Below are 18,030 nucleotides of genomic sequence, written 5' to 3'. Positions count from 1 at the left end.
AAGAAAGGGTAGGCGAACATGTTCGTATAAAAAACCGCCATATAATGGGCCTAAGATGTCGGGCTGGCAGTTCATCCGGGTTCTGGGACAAACCCCGAACACAGCGACACAGCGCAGCCGTTCGAATCGCTGGCGAACCGAGATAACACAAGATTATGAGACGCAACACGATACTCATCGGTCTGTTGATAACAGCGGTGTTGCTGCCGATGTGGTACGTCGCCTTGCACGGCGAGCCACCGTCGGAAGAAATCGCTATCGACGAGAGCGTCAGCGACATCCGGCCGCTCGAAAGCCCAGTAGAGACGCCGAACAAGCTGTCACCGAGCCAGGTCGGTGTCGTCGTCTGGGTCGCCCTGTTCGGTCTCGTGGGCGTGTTGACGGCCGCCCACCAGTTCATGAACAGGGCGGTCCGGCCGCCTGACGACGCCGAGCCGGTCACCGACGGCGGGACCGTCTCGCTGCCGTGGCTCAACACGGAGCACCGCTGGGTTGTCGAGTACCACGACGCCTCGGACGCCATAGAGGGACTCGTCGCCATGAGCGGGCTGACAGTCCTGTCTATCGTCTTCGCGGCGCTGTTCACCGGCGAGTACCTCACGCTCGCCCGCACCCAGTACTTCGGGCTGTACGCGACCGGGATGTTCCTCTCGCTCGCGCTCTCGACGGTCGCGTACTACGCCTGGTTCATGCCACACGTCGAAGTCGCCGAAATCAGGGGGCACGAATGATAGACTATCCGAAACCCGATGACGACGACGAGGAACAGGGCGACGACTGCTCGTGTGACGGGGCCACCGGTACATCTCCCACACTGTATGGGGACGCCCGCGCGGAACTCCGCCGCCGGGACTTCGCGAAGTTCCTCGCGACCGTCGGCGGCCTGACCGCCGTCGCCAGCCTCACCGCGCCGCTTGCCAGCACCACGCAGGTGTTCGAGCGGGGATACAACGGGCCGGTGTACTCCGACGGCATCCACCTCGTCGACAGCGAAGGCGAGCGCATCACGGAGAGCCGGCTCTCCGAGGGCGAGCACATGACCGTCTTTCCGGAGCCCCGACCCGGCATCGAGGACGCACCGACGCTGCTGGTGCGCTACGCCGAGTCCGACTACGGCAGCGACATCTCAGAGGGGTTCACCGTCAACGGCTACGCCGCCTTCTCGAAGGTGTGTACCCACGCCGGCTGTATGGTATCGGACCGGGAGGAGGACCTCGTCGTCTGTCCCTGCCACTTCGGGAAGTTCAACGTTCTGGAAGGGGCGGCGGTCAGCGGCGGCCCGCCGGGGCGACCGCTCCCACAGCTTCCGATTACGGTGACAAGCGACGGATTCCTCGTCGCCACCGGGGACTTTGAGGGGCCAGTCGGCCCCGGAGGTGGATAATGTCCCGCGCGAAAGCCGTTTACGACTGGTTCGACACCCGCCTCGATCTGGAGAACGGCCAGAAGTTCCTCGGCAAGGCGTTCCCGGCCGAGGACTCGTTCCTGCTGGGCGAAGTGGCGCTGTTCTGCTTCCTCCTGCTCGTCCTGTCGGGGATCTTCCTCGGGTTCTTCTTCGAACCCTCGACCTCCGACGTGGAGTACGACGGTAGCGTCCAGAAGTTCCAGGGCGAGGAGATGCCCGAAGCGTTCGTCTCGGTGCTGCATATCACCTACGACGTGCCCTTCGGGATGTTCATCCGCCGGCTCCACCACTGGGCGGCCCACCTGTTCGTCGCCTCAATAGGGTTGCACATGTTACGGGTGTTCTTCACCGGCGCGTACCGCAATCCCCGGGAACCGAACTGGATCGTCGGGACGGGGCTGGCAGCGCTCTCGATGGGCGCAGCCTACACCGGCTACGCGCTGCCGTTCGACGAGTTCGCCGCCACAGCCACGAGCATCGGCTACAACCTCACGATATCAATACCATTGGCAGGTGATTTCCTCGGCCAGGTGGTGTTCGGGGGTGAGTTCCCCTCGTCCGCCACGATTCCGCGGCTGTACTTCCTGCACGTCCTCGTGATACCGGCGGCCATCGCCGTGGGCCTGGCCGTCCACATGGCCATCCTCATCAGGCAGAAACACACCGAAGCCCCGCGGGACGGTGACGTGACGGCCGGCCGCCAGACTGTCGACGAGGACGACGACGACATCATCATCGGCCTGCCCGCGTTCCCGAACCAGGCTGCGGTGTCGGCAGTCGTGTTCTTCGTCACTGCGGCGACGCTATCGGCGCTTGCGGGCCTGCTCCCGGTCCACAACGTCGCCGAGTACGGCCCGAACGACCCCGCGGCCACGCCGGCGCTCATCATGCCGGACTGGTTCCTGATGTGGGTGTACGGCTTCCTGAAGCTCCTGCCACAGATCAGCTTCAACATCGGCCCGGCCCACATCAACGGGGAGTTCGTCGGCGGCATCGTCCTCCCGGGGCTGGTGTTTGCCGCGGTCGCCCTCTGGCCGTTCATCGACCGGACGGAGCCCACACACTTCACCGCGGACCCGCTGGACCGGGCCTGGCAGACCGGTGTGGGCGTGGCCGCCGTCGCGTTCATCATGATCGCCTCGATTGCGGGGATGAACAACATCCTCGCGGACCAGGTGCTCGGAACGACGACGAACGTGGTCAACCCCATCCTGACGGCCGCGTTGCTCGTCGTCCCGCCCGTCTTCGGCGGCATCACGTACCTGCTGTTGCGCGACGGCGAGCCCGCGCCATCACAGGAGGGCGACGTAGCCGCGGACGGCGGCGCAGTAGACGAGAGAACGGCTAGCACCGAATCGGAGGAGGACGGATGACTGCGAGCGTCAAACTGACTGCGCGGCAGTATCGCCTGCTGGATACGACGAGCAAGCTGGTCGGCCTCGTGCTGGTCGCCGCCGGCCTCGAAGTCGGCGGCAGCACGCCGACCGGCATCGCGCTGGCTATCGTCGGGGCTGCCTGCGCGACTGCGACAGTGTTCATCACCAATGAGTAGAAACGACCTGACCGACGACGAAACGGACAGTGCGGGAATCAGTCGCCGCGACTTCGTGCGCGGCCTCGGCGCCGCGTCGCTGCTTGGCGCGACGGGGCTGTCCTTCGCCGACGACGGCATGGACGGCCTCGAAGCGGTGGACGATCCCATCGGGTCGTATCCGTATCGGGACTGGGAGGACCTCTACCGCGACGAGTGGGACTGGGACTCCGTCGCCCGCTCGACCCACAGCGTCAACTGCACCGGTTCGTGCTCGTGGAACGTCTACGTCAAGGACGGCCAGGTCTGGCGCGAGGAACAGGCCGGCGACTACCCGACGTTCGACGAGAGCCTTCCGGACCCGAACCCGCGCGGGTGTCAGAAGGGGGCCTGCTACACGGACTACGTCAACGCGGACCAGCGCGTGCTCCACCCGCTCCGCCGCACGGGCGACCGCGGCGAGGGCCAGTGGGAACGGATTAGCTGGGACGAGGCACTGACCGAAATCGCCGACCACATCATTGACGAGGTACAGGCGGGCCGGTACGACGCGATTTCGGGATTCACGCCGATTCCGGCGATGTCACCGGTTTCTTTCGCGAGCGGAAGCCGTCTCGTCAATCTGCTGGGGGGCGTCTCGCACAGCTTCTATGACTGGTACTCGGACCTGCCGCCGGGCCAGCCGATCACGTGGGGCACCCAGACGGACAACGCCGAATCCGCCGACTGGCACAACTCGGACTACATCATCGCCTGGGGGTCGAACATCAACGTCACGCGCATCCCCGACGCGAAGTACTTCCTCGACGCCGGCTACGAGGGCGCAAAGCGAGTCGGCATCTTCACCGACTACTCCCAGACGGCCATCCACACCGACGAGTGGCTCTCGCCCCACGGCGGCAGCGACACCGCGCTCGCGCTGGGGATGGCCCAGACCATCGTCGACGAGGGACTGCACGACGAGGAACACCTCAAAGAGCAGACCGACATGCCGCTGCTCGTTCGGGAGGACACCGGGAAATTCCTCCGGGCCAGCGAGGTCGGCCTCGCCGAGGACGCCGACGACCCGGACAAGGTGTTCGTCATGGTCGACGCCGACGGCACCCTCCGTCGTGCGCCTGGCTCGCTGGGTGAGCGGGACGGACAGAAAGATTACTCCGCAAGTATCGAACTCGACTTCGACCCACAATTGAGTGTCGAGCGTAGCGTCGATGCTGACGAGGGCAGCGTCGCAGTCCGGTCGGTCTGGGAGAACCTCACCGACGAACTCAGTCAGTACACGCCGGAAGTCGTCCACGAGGAGACCGGCGTCGGTACGAACACCTACCAGCGGGTCGCCCGCGAGTTCGCCGAAGCCGACGCCGCCAAAATCATCCACGGCAAGGGCGTCAACGACTGGTACCACAACGACCTGGGCAACCGCGCCATCCAGTTGCTCGTGACGCTGACGGGGAACCTCGGCGACCCCGGCACCGGACTGGACCACTACGTGGGCCAGGAGAAAATCTGGTCGTTCCACGGCTGGAAGGTGCTCTCGTTCCCGACCGGGAACGTCCGCGGCGTCCCGACGACGCTGTGGACCTACTTCCATGCCGGCATCCTCGACAACACGGACCCGGACACCGCCGAGAAGATACGCGAGTCCATCGACAAGGGGTGGATGCCGGTCTACCCCGAGGAGCGCGAGGACGGGAACCGACCGGACCCGTCCACGATGTTCATCTGGCGCGGGAACTACTTCAATCAGGCCAAGGGCAACGTCGCCCTCGAAGAACAGCTCTGGCCCAAACTCGACCTCGTCGTCGACATCAACTTCCGGATGGACTCGACGGCGATGTACTCAGACATCGTGCTACCGGCGGCCAGCCACTACGAGAAACACGACCTCTCGGAGACGGACATGCACAGCTATGTGCATCCATTCACGCCGGCCGTCGAACCGCTCGGCGAGGCCAAGACCGACTGGGAGATATTCCGCCTGATAGCCGAGAAAATACAGGAGCGCGCCCAGGAACGCGGTGTCGAGCCTATCGTGGACCGAAAGTTCGACCGGACCATCGACCTCACGACCATCTACGACGACTACGTCCGCGACTGGGAAACCGGCGAGGACGAGGGGCTCGTCGAAGACAGAGCCGCGGCGGAGTTCATCCTCGAACACTCCGAGGAGACCAACCCCGAGGGCAGCGACGAGCAGATAACTTTCGACGACATCGACGAGCAGCCACAGCGGTTCCTCGAAGCTGGCGACCACTGGAGTTCGGACATCAAAGACGGCGAGGCGTACGTCCCGTGGCAGGACTACGTCCACGACAAGAACCCCTGGCCGACCTTCACCGGCCGCCAGCAGTACTACATTGACCACGACTGGTACCTCGAACTCGGCGAGGAACTCCCGACCCACAAGGAGGGGCCCGAAAACACCGGCGGCGACTACCCGCTGTCGTACAACACGCCCCACGGTCGGTGGTCCATCCACTCGACGTGGCGCGACGACACCAAGATGCTCAGGCTCCAGCGCGGCGAGCCCGTAGTGTATCTGAACCCCGAGGACGCCGAAGAGCGCGGCATCGAGGACGGCGACACCGTAGAGGTGTACAACGACCTCGGGAGCGTCGAGGTGCAGGCGAAGATCTACCCCTCCAGCGAACCGGGGACGATCCGGCACTTCTTCTCCTGGGAGAAGTTCCAGTACCCCGACCGGGACAACTTCAACACGCTCGTCCCGATGTACATGAAGCCGACCCAGCTGGTCCAGTACCCGGAAGACACCGGGGAACACCTGTACTTCTTCCCGAACTACTGGGGACCGACCGGGGTCAACAGCGACGTGCGCGTGGATGTCCGACCGAGCGGAGGTGACACCGAATGAGTACCGATCAACAGGACGATCAGAGCGAGGAGGACACGCTGGTCAACGTCGCCGACGGCGTCGACCACCAGGTCGCGATGGTGATGGACCTGAACAAGTGCATCGGCTGCCAGACGTGTACCATCGCCTGCAAGAGCCTCTGGACGGAGGACAGCGGCAGCGAGTACATGTACTGGAACAACGTCGAGACCAAGCCCGGCGAGGGCTACCCCCGCGGCTGGGAGGACTCCGGCGGCGGCTGGGAGTCGAGCGAGCACTCCGACCGCTCGCCCGGCGAGATTCCCGACGAGGAGGACTACGGCCGCGCCTGGGAGTTCAACCACGAGGAGATCATGTACGAGGGCAGCGACGAGCCGCTGCGGCCCCGCGAGGGCGCGGAGTGGGGGCCCAACTGGGACGAGGACCAGGGTGCCGGCGAGTACCCCAACAGCTACTACTTCTATCTGCCGCGCATCTGCAACCACTGCACCCACCCCTCCTGTGTCGAGGCCTGCCCGCGCTCGGCGCTATACAAGCGCCAGGAGGACGGCATCGTCCTCGTCGACCAGGACCGCTGCCGGGGCTACCGCTACTGCGTCGAGGGCTGTCCCTACAAGAAGGTGTACTACAACACCGTCTCGAAGAAATCCGAGAAGTGCATCTTCTGTTACCCCCGCATCGAAGGGGAAGGCCCCGATGGGGAGACGTTCGCCCCGGCCTGTGCTGAGGAGTGCCCGCCACAGCTCCGCTTGGTCGGCTTCCTCGACGACGAGGAGGGACCGATTCACAAGCTCGTCAACGAGTACGAAGTGGCCCTGCCGCTCCATCCGGAGTTCCGCACGCAGCCCAACGTCTACTACATCCCGCCCTTCGCCCCCGGCCAGCACACGGAGGACGGGGAGACGGTCGACATCGACCGGATTCCCCGGCAGTACCTCCGGAACCTGTTCGGCGACGGCGTCGACGAGGCGCTCGACACTATCGACGCCCACCGACAGCGCGTCCGACAGGGCGGTGACAGCGAACTAATGGAACTGCTTCAGGACAAGAACCCGGCCAAACAGTACCGACTGGAGGTGTTCGACGATGAGTGAGCACCGCGAACGAACGTCGAGCTCGGAAGACCTGCGGTCTTCCGGCGTTCGAACGAGCGAGCGTAGTGAGCGAGTTCGAATCCGCTGGCGAATACGCCAGCGGTGTTCGACGATGAGTAGCGAGCCGCTACGCGGCTCGGAAACGCGAGCGGGCGATGCCCGCGAGCGGTCCCAGTTGGCCGCCCCTGAGCGTGCTCAGGGGGTGGTCAACGATGACTGACCACCGACGCACGCTCATACTCACGGCGGTGCTGGCGGGGCTCATCGTCGTCTCGACGGTGGCCGCGCCGATGGTGAGCGCCCGGCCAGCACACGAGATTCCGGTTTCGGAGGTATCGACGGCCGACCTCGCCGAACCGAGTGCCGACGGCTGGGCGGAGGTCCCGGCCTCGGACGTGCCGCTTTCGAGCGCCCCGAGTAGCGTCCCGAACGCTGATGACACGTCAATCGAGACGGTCGACGTCCAGGCCGTCCGGACCGACGAACGGCTGTACGTCCGCCTGGAGTGGCACGACGCGACCCGGGACATGAACGCCAGCGCCACGCGGGAGTTCGCCGACGCGGTCGCGGTCCAGTTCCCGGCGAACACGAGTTCTCGGCCGCCGATAGCGATGGGCGGCCCGGACAACCGCGTCAACGTCTGGTACTGGAGCGGATCGACCGGGACGCAAGAACTGCTGGCCGGCGGCGCTGGCTCGACCACGCCGTTCGAGAACCCGACCGTCCAGGCGAACGCGAGTCACAGCGGCACCGGCGGCAACGCCACCTGGACGGTGGTGTACTCGCGCCAGCTTGACGCGCCGAGCGAGAACCGGACCGACCTGCGGACCGACGGCGACCTCGACGTGGCCTTCGCCGTCTGGAACGGCTCTAACGGCGAGCGGTCCGGCCAGAAGGCGGTCAGCGAGTGGCACTACTACCCGTTCAGCGGCGGCCCGCAAGGACCGCCCTACGAGACGCTGCTGTGGACCCTCGCCGGCATCGCCATCGTCGCCGTCGTCGGCGTCACCAGCTTCGGCATCTACCGCACGCGGGGGGCCGAGTAATGGCGACCACGCCAACCGACCCGATGGACGACCTCGACGAGGACGCCGCTGCTCGCGGCGCGGTGTACGCGACGCTCGCCAAAGCGTTCGAGTACCCCGAGGAGTCGTTCCACAGCGCGGCGGCCGACGGGACGCTGGAAGCCGATTTGCGAGCGTGTCTCGACCGGACGGGCCTTGACGTACCCGTCCCGTCGCTGCCCACCGACGACGACTACGAGACGCTCGCGGCCCGCTACAACGACATCTTCGAACTCGGCTACAGCGAGTACACGGACCGGACCGACGGCTCACTCGAAGCAGAGGGGCCGCCGGTCCCGCTGTACGAGTCCAAATACCGCCCGGACCACTCCTGGAACGACGTGAACCTCGACCTCTCGCGGGCCTACAGCCACTACGGCCTGGAAATCGACCAGGACGAGCGGGACAACCACGACGCGCTGACCTACGAACTGGAGTTCGCGGGCTACCTGGCCCGCCGTGAAGCCGCCGTCGGCGAGGACGCCGCAATCGCTCGGCTGGACTTCCACGACCGCCACCTCGGCCATGCGGCCGCGGGCGTCGCGGACCGACTGGCAGACGAGCCCGGGACCGACATCTACGGCGGCTTCGGCGAACTGCTGGAGGCGTTCGTCCGCGCCGACCGCAACGACCTCGCGGAACGGTTGGAGGACCAGCGATGACGGCGGCGCTACAGCAACGAGTCAGACCGCTGCTGCACGGCGGGAGCCACTCGCTGGCGAACCTGGCAGTCGGCGCTGCGGCCGTCGCGGTCGCCGCCCGGTACTTCGCCGTCCTGTTCGTCAACGCACCGGGGTACGCGGGCCTCCCGGTCTCGCCTGGCCTGGCGACAGGGGTGTCCACGGCCGTCGTCGCCGCCGCGGCTATCGCCGTCGCCGTCACCGACGCCGACCCGCTCACCGGCATCGGCCTGCTGTTCGTCGGCGTGTTCGGCCTGCTGTCGCTGCTCAGTAGCGCAGCGGCGCTCCCGGCGGCCGCCGCCGTCGTCCTCGGAACGGCGACCGTCGCCGCCGTCGCGGGACGCCATCTGGACCTCGTCTCGGCCGCCGCGGTCGCCCTGCTCGTCGCGGCGCTGAGTATCGGGCTGGCCAGCGGCGTCGGCGGCTGGACGGGCCTCCGACCGGCGGCCTCGACCGTGGCGCTGCTCGGGATCGCGTCGATGCCGGCGTTCGCCGCGACGGACTGGCGCTCGCTGTCGACGGCGGACTGGGGCGCAGTAATCGGGGGACTGGCCGCCTTCACCGTCGTCTTTGCCGTCGGTCGCGCCGTCCCGTTCGTCACCGGCGCGGTCACGCTCACCGGGACCGGCGTCGTCGGGACGAGCCTGCCGGTCGTCGCGCTGGCGGTCGCCGGTGCGGTGACGGCGGCCAGCGCGGCCAGCCGAACGCGGCGATGGCCGCTGCTCGCCGGCGTCGCGCTGGTCGCGTTCGCGGGCGTCCCGGCGTCGATCCCGCGTGCGCTCCCGTTCGCGCTCGGCATCGCCGTCCTCACTGCACAGGAGGGCCAGCGATGACGGGCTGTCACGACGACGACGAGTTCGAGAAGCACCTCGAAGAGGACCCGGACCCGCAACTGGACCCCGAGCGCAGTCCGGGCCTGCACACCGACATCGAAGCGCTCGAAGACATCGAAGTATCCCGCGAGGACGTGACCATCGGCGAGGCGACGCCCGAAGAGCTGGCCGCCAGCGACACCGAGCCCGTCGAGGGCGACGCGGTGGCGTCGCTGCTGTCCGACATCGAACACGGGGAAAAGACCGACCGCCGCCGCGCCGCCCTCGAACTCAAAGACCGCGCGTCCACCGACGAAATCGTGGCGGCGCTGGCCCGCGCTGCGACGACCGACGACGACAGCGACGTGCGCCAGTTCGCCGTCGAGGCGCTGACGGCCCACGGCGGCGAGCGGGCCGCAGCGGTGGCAGTGGAACTGCTTTCCGACCCCGACCCGTGGGTCCGGGCGGAGGCCGTCGTCACGCTCGACAACGTCGACCGCGAGGCCCACGAGGACGATATCGCGGCCGCAATCGACGACGACCACCACGCGGTCCGGCGCAACGCGGCCATCTCGCTGTTCAAGCTTCGCGGTGAGGAAATGGCCGACCTGCTGTTAGAACAGAGCCGCGACGACAGCGAGCGGGTCCGCGAATGGGCCGCCCACATGCTCGGCGGCGTCGACGAGGACCGCGCCCGCGAGCGACTGCGCGAACTCACCGACGACCCGGCCACCGTGGTCCGCCAGACCGCCGAGCGGTCCCTCGACGTGGACCCCGGACGGTTCCGGCGGCAGTTCGGCGGTGCGCTGGAGAACGACGCCCGACTGCTGCCCGGCGAAGACAGACTCAATCGGATGCCCGACCTCTGACGATGACTGACGGAACGCCCACCACACTGACCGACCGCATCGAAGCCGCACTGCGAGACGTGCGCGATCCGAACGCCGACCTCTCCGTGTTCGACGCGGGCTTCGTCGAGAACATCGACGCGGCCGACGGTGAGGTGACTATCGAGGCCGACCTGACCGCGCTGGACGGCGGGACGAGTACCCAGGTCGTCCAGGCGATGCTCCACGCGGTCGACGACGTGGACGGCGTCGACAGCGTCCACGTCGAACGGACGACGCCAACGAGCGAGGGCCAGGCCGGCGTCGAGTCCTTCGACCACGTCGTGGCCGTCGCCAGCGCGAAGGGCGGCGTCGGCAAGTCGACGGTGGCCACGCATCTCGCCTGTGCGCTGGCCGCCGACAACGACGTGGCGCTGTTCGACGCCGACATCCACGGGCCGAACGTCCCCGAACTGCTGGAGGTGAGCGGCCCGGTCCACTCCAGCGAGGAGGGCGACCCGCTCCCCGTCCGAGCGGGCGACATAGACGTGATGAGCGTCGGCCTGATGGAGAGCGGCGCGCCGCTGGCCTGGCGCGGGGCGATGGCCCACGACGCGCTCGACGACCTCTTCGAGAACACCGCCTGGCGCAACGACGAGGTACTGGTGCTTGACCTGCCACCGGGGACGGGCGACGTGGTGCTGACGACGCTGCAGGAGGTCCCCGTCGACGGCGTGGTCGTCGTGACGACGCCGTTTCACGCCAGCGTCAGCGACACCAGCCGGACGGTCGAACTGTTCCGCGACAACGACGTGCCGGTGCTCGGCACCGTCGTCAACATGGCGGAGTACGTCTGTGACTGCTGTGGCGAACCGAACGACCTGTTCACTGGTGACGCGCTTTCGGACCTCGATGCCGACGTGCTGGCCGAACTCCCGTTCTCGCACGACCTGCAGGAAACGCCAGCGCCCGGCGACGTGCCCAGCGCGGTCAGCGATTTGGGGGATGCCGTGGAATCGGCCCTCGACACAGCCGGTGAGGTGGGCGTTGATCCGACCGCCGATATCCGGGGCCTGCCGCCACAGGAACGCAAGGATCTGGTTCGAGAGCAGTTCACCGCACTGGACAGCGACGAGTCGTTCGTCCTCGTCAGCGACCGCGACCCGACGCCAGTCGGGCAGTTCCTGGGCCGACTCGCCGAGGCTCCACGAGAAGCTTTCGACCCGTTCGAGGTCCGCCGAGCGACACCGTCCGTCTGGGTACTGGAGACGGTCAAGCCGTGAGTACGGTCGCTGGCAGTCGACAGTGACAGCAAGTCCCACGCCTCACGGACAGGACTAAAGGCATAATTGTCCGCACCCGTAGTAGTAGCATAATGACCGCGAAACTCGTGACAGCGGGTCGACTCGCCCGGGGTCGCTCACGCGCCGTGCCCCAGCGGGCCGGAGGGGTAACGTGACCGACCCGTTTGCGGTGATGAACGCTATCGGGCTGGTCGGGTTCGCGTTCGTCGGCGCGGCGAAGGCTGTCGAGGAGCGCTACGACGTATTCGGCGTCACGGTCGTCGGCGTGATGACGGCGCTGGGTGGCGGGACGACGCGGGACCTGCTGTTGAACCGCGTTCCGAACTCCCTGCAGTCGCCCGGCGAAGTCACCCTGTCGCTCCTCGGCGTCGCCGCGGCCGTTTTGCTCGTGCATTTCCTCGACGACGGCCACCAGCATCCGGTCGTCCTGACGGCCGACGCCATCGGGCTGGCGGCGTTCACGACCACCGGAGCGCTGCTGGGCCATCAGGCCGGCCTCCCGGTGTTTGCCGTCGTCGCGCTGGCGACGGTCAACGCGGCCGGCGGCGGCGCGATATCGGACCTACTGCTGGGCCGGACGCCGTTCATCCTCCGCGAGGACTTCTACGCGTCCTGTGCCGTCATCGGCGGCCTCGCCTTCTGGGCGCTGGCACAGCTAGGCGTGGCGGCCGGTGCGGCATCGGCCGGGTGCGCGCTCGCGGTGCTGTTGGCCCGAGGGCTGGGCATCGGTCGCGGGTGGTCGCTCCCGACGGTCCAGGCGTGGGAACGACGCGACGCACAGTAGGACCGCGCCGCCGCTCCGGGTTCTCGTCTGTCATGCCCCGCTCTCCTGCATCCGCTGGGCTTCGTCGCTGTGACCGACTGTGCGACCGCTGCGGGAGCTGTCTCTCGTACTCGTCGCGATACTGGTCGCTGACGGCGCACACGACTCTGGGGGCGTATTGTCCGCGAAGATGGGTGAGGAGACAGTCGGCCGCCGCGACGAACCCGATCAGTGCCCCGCAGGTCCGCTATTGCCCGAGCACCTCCCGGGTCGTGGCTGCCAGTGACGCGTAGAACGCTTCGCGCGTCTCTGCCTCGACGTGGCCGAGGAACTCGTCAGCCCACGCATCAAGATGCTCCGCACGGAACTGGGCAAGCCGTTCGTCGAGACCCGCTTCTGCCAGATAGGCGGCGAACTCCAGTTCGGTCGCAATGTGGTCCGGGAGGTCCGGATGGTCAGCCGCAGGCTGGACGCCGAACTCCCGGTACCAGCGCACGACAGCCATCGTAGCTGGTCCCTTGACCGGGCCGAGTTCGTCCGGGTCGTCGCCGTCGCGATAGACGCTCTCGTAGGGTGGACACGGTGGCCCTTCCGGCCCGATAAACAGCCGGGTGTACTCGGCGCTGAGACGGCGAAGGTCAACCGAGCCAACGTCGCCGACTACCGGGACCAGTTCGCCGGTCTCGACGGCTTCGACCAGCTGTTCGGTCGGTTCCCGCCAGCATTCGGCGAGGACGGCGTAGGTCGCCGCGACATCCGAGCGGAATCCGTCGCTGTCTGTGCCGCGCTCGGCTGCTCGCTCACGCTTGGCGGGAGCGTCAGTCTGTCTGTTCATTGTCGCTCCTGTCGACCGCCGTCAGTCGCGTACGACTCCGGTCTCTCGACTCGCTGAATCGGCACGTATTTCAGGCCGAGCGTGACGATGAGTGCGCCGAAGGCGACGATACCGAGGGTGACAGCCACTTCGACCAGCGTCGGGGTGTAGGCCCCCGCAGTCGCCCAGATGTCTGTCGTGATGCCGGCATACTCCCCACCGGTCGAGATACCCGGTGGGAGGGCGATGTTAGCGACTTCGTATCCCGTGAACACCAGCCGGATCCCCTCGAACATCGTGCCGAAGACCGCGAGGAGGCTCGCGGTGAAGATGACCGACACGCGCTTCCGAAGCGATGGAATCATCAGCATGACGAGCGGGACTGCCCCGCCGACGACGGTCCAGAGCCAGAAGTAGACGGACTCGCCGATGAGGAAGCTGCTGGTGATGGCCCAGAACTCGAAGTGGTTCGCCCAGGCGTGGGGCAGTCGCTCGGCCGCGAGCAAGTACACTACGTGAAGCGCGAGGAAAATGCCGAGTATCTTCCCGAGACTCGTGAGTTCCTCGCGGTCGACCTCGTAGTTCGTGAGCCGGTCTGCGAGTACCGACACGACCAGCAACAGTCCGAGCCCGGAGACGAGCGCCTTGGCGATGAACACCGGTGCGACGAGGGGACTGAACCAGTCGCCCCGACCGATCTGCGTCGCGAAAATCCACCCGGTCACCGAGTGGAGTGCGACCGCGGTCGGGAGAGCGAGTGCTGCGGTCCAGAACATGAGCGTGCGGTCACGCTCGCGCCCAGCGTCGGTATCAGCAACGCCCAGTGCGAGTCGCGACCCGCGGGCGGCCAGATCGCGGCGGGTCAGCAGCCATAGATACCAGAGGTTTAGCACGCCATAGAGGATGACGATACCGAAGTCCCACACCATCGGCGAGCGGAAGTCCGGCGAGGTGAAAAACTGGTAGAGTCGCTCGGGCCGACCGATGTCCGGGAGGATGAGCAGACCCGCGACGGTGATACAGGCGAGACTGACCAGCACGCCGAGCCGTGCGAACCCCTCGTAGCGGTGTGAATGGAAGAACTTCGGTGCACTGGAGATGATGAGTCCCCCGGCAGACAGCCCGACGAACAGGACGAACATCATGATGTACAGTCCCCACGAGAAGACGTTGCGCATCCCCGTGGCGACAAGCCCAGTGGTGAGTTGGTAGCCCCAGGCTGCCAGTCCAGCGACCATGATGGCCGCGAGCAGACCGAGCCACAGCTTTCCTTTCGTCCCGAAGGCCGGAATCGCGATCCGTGACGAGTCAGCGGCCATCAGTCATCACCTCCGGACCCCACTGCCGGGACGTGTGGATCTGCATCACTCTCGATGGAGTGGTGGCTGCCACCCGAGTCGCCACTGTCGCTTCCGTCGGCGTCAGACGGCACGTCCTCGGCTCCATCGGACCACGGAGAAACATCGTCGAGTTCGCTCTCCATTTTATCCGACGTCTGCGGCCGACCGGGACTCATCTCGCCGCTGATGTAGTGCGTCTTCGGGTCCGTCCCGCGGTCTTCGAGGAGCTGGTCCGTCTCGTACTCGTTGATGTACTTCGAGACGGTACTCCCCTCGTCGTCGAGGTCGCCGAAGATGCGTGCGTCGGCCGGGCAGTTGACGACACAGGCCGGGTCGAGTCCCTCGTCGACGCGGTGGCTACAGAACGTACACTTCTCGACGACGCCCTGTGGCCGGGCGGCAACGTCGCCCGTCCCCTCCTCGGGCATCTGCTCGGGTTCGTCCCAGTTGAACACCCGTGCGTTGTACGGGCAGGCGGCCATACAGTAGCGACAGCCGATGCACTTGTCGTAGTCGATTTCGACGATCCCGTCGTCCCGGGTGTACGTCGCGTTGACCGGACAGACCTTCACACAGGGCGCGTTTTCGCAGTGTTGGCACGCCGTCGGCTGGTACTCCATGTCCAGCGAGCCACTGCCGCCGTCTTCGGGATAGCCACCGGACGGGGTGTCAATCTTGTCGCCGCCCTCCGTCAGGACGCGGTTCCAGAACTGCCCCATCGGGACGTTGTTCTCCTGTTTACACGACACTGCGCATGCCTGACAGCCGATACACCGCTCCTGGTCGATTACTAGGCCGTAGTTCGTCATTGTTAGTCACCTCCTGCGCGCGGTGCGTCGGCACCGGCCCCGCGCGGGTTATCGGCTTCGTACTTGTCCGTATCGACGTCATCGGGGGCCGGTTCGACTTCGACACGGACGTCGTAGAACGCCATCGTCTGGCCGACCTCGCTGACCTCGTTGTGCGTGAGGTCGTTGTGGTGGCCCGCGACGTAGTCGCGTGCCCACCATCCCTGGTCAGTGTTTACCAGCCCCGGCTGGAACGCCTCGTTGTACTTCGCCTTCACGATCATCTCGCCGCGGTCGTTGTGCACTCGGACGTACTCGCCGTCCTCGATGCCGCGGGCCTTCGCGTCCGTCGGGTGGATGTCCAACTGTGGTTCGGGGTTGACCTCACGCACCCAGTTCAGCATCTCGTACTGCGAGTGGATGCGGAACCGGCTGTGCTTCTGCATGAACATCAGCGGGTACTCGTCGGCCTTTTCGTAGTCGTCGGCTGTCCGGTCTTCGAGCGGTCGAGGAACGTCGAACGTCACGCCCTCCTCGCTCGGGGCGTCGTCGTCGTACATCTTGATTCGCCCCGTCTCAGTGGGGAACGCATCGGTGTACTTGACGATGGGGACGCTCTCTTTCTTCTGTGTTCCCTGCTCGAACAGCGTGTCGAAGTCGATATCGTCGTCTCGGCCGGCGAGTTCCCGGAGCATTTCGCGTTTCGTCTCCGGGAACCGGTCGCCAAAGCCGAGCCGCTCCGCGAGCCCGCGGATCGCGTAGTAGTCGTCTCTGGCCTCCCACAGCGGTTCCTGTACCTTGTGTCGGTAGCTGATGTGTGGATGGGACCCCCAGCTGGACGTGATATCCTCCTGTTCGAACCAGTGTGGAACCGGGAGGATGATGTCCGCGTGCTGGACCGTATCCGTGTGGTGCATGTCCGCGACCACGTACATCTCAAGGCTTCTGATGGCCTCTCTGAACCGCTGCCGGTCCGGGAACTGGTTGCCCATCATGTTCGACTCGATCGAGTAGACGGCCCTGACCTTGTGCGGGTCACCGTCGAGTATCGCGTCTGGGTATTCGGGGAAGAACAGCGACGGTCCGGGGTCAGCGTCCTCCGGCGCGCTCCAGCCACCGGTACTGAGCGTCGCACCGCCGGAGTGATGGGCGTGGATGTTTCCGTGCCGACCGTAGTCACCGGTCAGTGCCATGAGCATCGCGTAGGTCTGGCCGAAGATGTGCCCGTGTTTGTACCGCCCGATCGCGTAGCTGGGGGCGATGCCACCGGGGCCGCGAGTCGCCAGCCATCGGACTGCAGTGCGGATGTTTTCCGCGTCGACACCGGTCTTCGCCGCGACTTTCGATGGCGCGTAGTCGGCCACGTGGTCACGGAGTCTGGTCAGTGCCGTCTCGCATTCGATGCCGTCGACGGTGTACTCCCCGAAGAGCGCATACGGGCCACCGGTCTCCGGTTCGAGTTCGACCGGCGTCGTACTGCCCTGTTCGACGGCGACGACCTGGTTCTCGCCGCCGTCTTCGAAGACGTCGCTCGCCTTGAGCAACTCCCCGGTGTCCGTGCGGATCAGCGCCGGCGCGGTCGTCCGTTTCCGGAGGAAGTCCTCGTCGTACGTCTCGTCCTCGAAGACGGTGTGCATCATCGCAAGGGCGAGATGCACGTCTTTCCCGGGTTTGACCGGGAGCCACAGGTCGGCTTTCGACGCTGTCGTCGTGTACACCGGGTCAACCACGACGAGCTTCGCCCCGCTCTCGACGGCGTCGAGAACCTTCGAGGCGTCCATCTGGAACTGGCTGGCGAAGAGGTCCGACCCCCAGACGATGATGGTGTTCGCGTTCTCCCAGTCCTCGGCCTCGTTCGTCGGCGGAAGGAAGAAGCCGGTCCCAGTGACCCGGTTGAATCCACGACCGACGTTGGCGTCGATGCCCCAGGCTGACTGGGTCGAACCGAACAGGGAGGCCAGTCGATTGAACGCCGTGCTGGACTGGCCGTAGTTCCCCGACCCCGCGTGGAAGAGGACGCTCTCCGCGCCGTGGGCTGCTTTCAGCGACTGCATCTTGTCGGCGACGAGGTCGAGTGCCTCGTCCCAGGAGACGCGCTCGAACTCGGCGTCCGGACCGCGTCCGTCGGGGTTTGGCTCGTCGGGCGACCAGTCTGTGCGCTTCATCGGGTACTTCAGTCTCGTCGGGTCGTACACACGCTGGGTGTGTGAGAGGCCGAGCACACAGGCCCGCTTGTACTGCTCGTCTTCCGGCGGATGTGGCTCGACCTTCTTCACCTGGCCGTCGCGGACGTGGACGTCGATGGGACACTTCCCGCGACAGTTCGGTGAGCAGACGGTCTGGATGACCTCGTTTTGCCCGACGTAGCTCTCGATACCGGAGTCGCGGTTGGACGGCCCGGTTCCGTCTCCGCGTTCGACCAGCGTCTGGAAGAACCCGCCCCCGCCAAGACCGAGGGCAGCAGCCGCTCCGCTGGCTTTCAGTACGTCACGTCGGTAAACGCCGTCGTCGTCAGTCATCGTCGAATCCCTCAGGTTTGGTCGGCCGCTCGTCTTCACCGAACTCTGCCAGTAGCTCCTCGTGATACTTCTCGTGGAATTCGGCGTCGCTCAGTTCTCCGTTCGAGACACGAATCGCGTCACGAGCCATCCGTAGCCCCAAATCAGTGTCGTACTCGACGCCGTCAAGCATCGCTGCTGCTTCGTCTTCCCACTCATCAATCGGCGTCAACCGCGGCTGCTGTGGGTCATTCATGGC

General features: G+C 66.2%; 18 protein-coding genes. 13 read left to right on the top strand and 5 right to left on the bottom strand.

What is annotated here, in order from left to right:
• Positions 1-155 precede the first annotated feature (155 nt).
• The 13 genes from VI234_RS15475 to VI234_RS15415 all read left to right on the top strand — a co-directional run bounded on the left by VI234_RS15475 (position 156) and on the right by VI234_RS15415 (position 12,352).
• Positions 156-731: a hypothetical protein gene (locus VI234_RS15475; protein WP_007190101.1), complete on the top strand. Its 576-nt coding sequence runs from the start codon at positions 156-158 to the stop codon at positions 729-731.
• The gene (locus VI234_RS15470) at positions 728-1,384 is read left to right on the top strand and encodes a QcrA and Rieske domain-containing protein (RefSeq protein WP_008308784.1); all 657 of its coding nucleotides are present in this window, start codon (positions 728-730) and stop codon (positions 1,382-1,384) included. Before VI234_RS15475 ends, VI234_RS15470 begins: the two co-directional genes overlap by 4 nt.
• Positions 1,384-2,778 carry a cytochrome b gene (locus VI234_RS15465; protein ID WP_336330522.1) on the top strand — a complete coding sequence of 465 codons (1,395 nt, stop codon included), beginning with the start codon at positions 1,384-1,386 and terminating at the stop codon, positions 2,776-2,778. Before VI234_RS15470 ends, VI234_RS15465 begins: the two co-directional genes overlap by 1 nt.
• Positions 2,775-2,957, top strand: a complete 183-nt coding sequence (locus VI234_RS15460; protein WP_336330521.1) for a hypothetical protein — start codon at positions 2,775-2,777, stop codon at positions 2,955-2,957. Before VI234_RS15465 ends, VI234_RS15460 begins: the two co-directional genes overlap by 4 nt.
• Positions 2,950-5,808: a molybdopterin-dependent oxidoreductase gene (locus tag VI234_RS15455; RefSeq protein ID WP_336330520.1), complete on the top strand. Its 2,859-nt coding sequence runs from the start codon at positions 2,950-2,952 to the stop codon at positions 5,806-5,808. The genes VI234_RS15460 and VI234_RS15455 overlap by 8 nt, the downstream gene beginning before the upstream one ends.
• A complete protein-coding gene (locus tag VI234_RS15450; protein WP_336330519.1) occupies positions 5,805-6,881 on the top strand; it encodes a 4Fe-4S dicluster domain-containing protein in 1,077 nt (358 codons plus the stop codon). The genes VI234_RS15455 and VI234_RS15450 overlap by 4 nt, the downstream gene beginning before the upstream one ends.
• Positions 6,874-7,101 carry a hypothetical protein gene (locus VI234_RS15445; RefSeq protein WP_336330518.1) on the top strand — a complete coding sequence of 76 codons (228 nt, stop codon included), beginning with the start codon at positions 6,874-6,876 and terminating at the stop codon, positions 7,099-7,101. The genes VI234_RS15450 and VI234_RS15445 overlap by 8 nt, the downstream gene beginning before the upstream one ends.
• Complete coding sequence (locus tag VI234_RS15440) at positions 7,094-7,927, top strand: ethylbenzene dehydrogenase-related protein (RefSeq protein ID WP_008308773.1); 834 nt, start codon at positions 7,094-7,096, stop codon at positions 7,925-7,927. Before VI234_RS15445 ends, VI234_RS15440 begins: the two co-directional genes overlap by 8 nt.
• Positions 7,927-8,607 carry a molecular chaperone TorD family protein gene (locus tag VI234_RS15435; protein WP_336330517.1) on the top strand — a complete coding sequence of 227 codons (681 nt, stop codon included), beginning with the start codon at positions 7,927-7,929 and terminating at the stop codon, positions 8,605-8,607. The genes VI234_RS15440 and VI234_RS15435 overlap by 1 nt, the downstream gene beginning before the upstream one ends.
• Complete coding sequence (locus VI234_RS15430; RefSeq protein ID WP_008308770.1) at positions 8,604-9,458, top strand: hypothetical protein; 855 nt, start codon at positions 8,604-8,606, stop codon at positions 9,456-9,458. Before VI234_RS15435 ends, VI234_RS15430 begins: the two co-directional genes overlap by 4 nt.
• Entirely contained in the window at positions 9,455-10,306 is an 852-nt protein-coding gene (locus tag VI234_RS15425) for a HEAT repeat domain-containing protein (protein WP_008308769.1), read from the top strand. Before VI234_RS15430 ends, VI234_RS15425 begins: the two co-directional genes overlap by 4 nt.
• Before the next feature lie 2 nt (positions 10,307-10,308).
• On the top strand, positions 10,309-11,547 hold the full coding sequence (locus VI234_RS15420) for a P-loop NTPase (protein WP_336330516.1): 1,239 nt from the start codon (positions 10,309-10,311) through the stop codon (positions 11,545-11,547).
• A gap of 172 nt (positions 11,548-11,719) precedes the next feature.
• Positions 11,720-12,352, top strand: a complete 633-nt coding sequence (locus VI234_RS15415; RefSeq protein WP_336330515.1) for a trimeric intracellular cation channel family protein — start codon at positions 11,720-11,722, stop codon at positions 12,350-12,352.
• Between the two features lie 226 nt (positions 12,353-12,578).
• On the opposite strand, the gene VI234_RS15410 is transcribed toward VI234_RS15415, so the two are convergent.
• From VI234_RS15410 to VI234_RS15390, 5 genes are read right to left on the bottom strand one after another with little or no spacing between them, the layout of a single operon-like run.
• On the bottom strand, positions 12,579-13,166 hold the full coding sequence (locus tag VI234_RS15410; RefSeq protein ID WP_336330514.1) for a TorD/DmsD family molecular chaperone: 588 nt from the start codon (positions 13,164-13,166) through the stop codon (positions 12,579-12,581).
• Entirely contained in the window at positions 13,163-14,464 is a 1,302-nt protein-coding gene (nrfD, locus tag VI234_RS15405; RefSeq protein WP_008308765.1) for an NrfD/PsrC family molybdoenzyme membrane anchor subunit, read from the bottom strand. The genes VI234_RS15410 and nrfD overlap by 4 nt, the downstream gene beginning before the upstream one ends.
• Positions 14,464-15,294 carry a sulfate reduction electron transfer complex DsrMKJOP subunit DsrO gene (gene dsrO, locus VI234_RS15400; protein ID WP_008308764.1) on the bottom strand — a complete coding sequence of 277 codons (831 nt, stop codon included), beginning with the start codon at positions 15,292-15,294 and terminating at the stop codon, positions 14,464-14,466. The genes nrfD and dsrO overlap by 1 nt, the downstream gene beginning before the upstream one ends.
• Positions 15,295-15,296: 2 nt before the next feature.
• The gene (locus tag VI234_RS15395) at positions 15,297-17,792 is read right to left on the bottom strand and encodes a molybdopterin-dependent oxidoreductase (protein ID WP_336330513.1); all 2,496 of its coding nucleotides are present in this window, start codon (positions 17,790-17,792) and stop codon (positions 15,297-15,299) included.
• On the bottom strand, positions 17,785-18,027 hold the full coding sequence (locus tag VI234_RS15390) for a 4Fe-4S ferredoxin N-terminal domain-containing protein (protein ID WP_008308761.1): 243 nt from the start codon (positions 18,025-18,027) through the stop codon (positions 17,785-17,787). The genes VI234_RS15395 and VI234_RS15390 overlap by 8 nt, the downstream gene beginning before the upstream one ends.
• Between the last annotated feature and the right edge of the window lie 3 nt (positions 18,028-18,030).

Source organism: Haloarcula sp. CGMCC 1.2071 (assembly GCF_037078445.1).
Taxonomy (GTDB): domain Archaea; phylum Halobacteriota; class Halobacteria; order Halobacteriales; family Haloarculaceae; genus Haloarcula; species Haloarcula amylolytica.
Note: the sequence above shows the minus strand (reverse complement) of the source record. Positions and strands in the feature narration are given on the sequence as shown.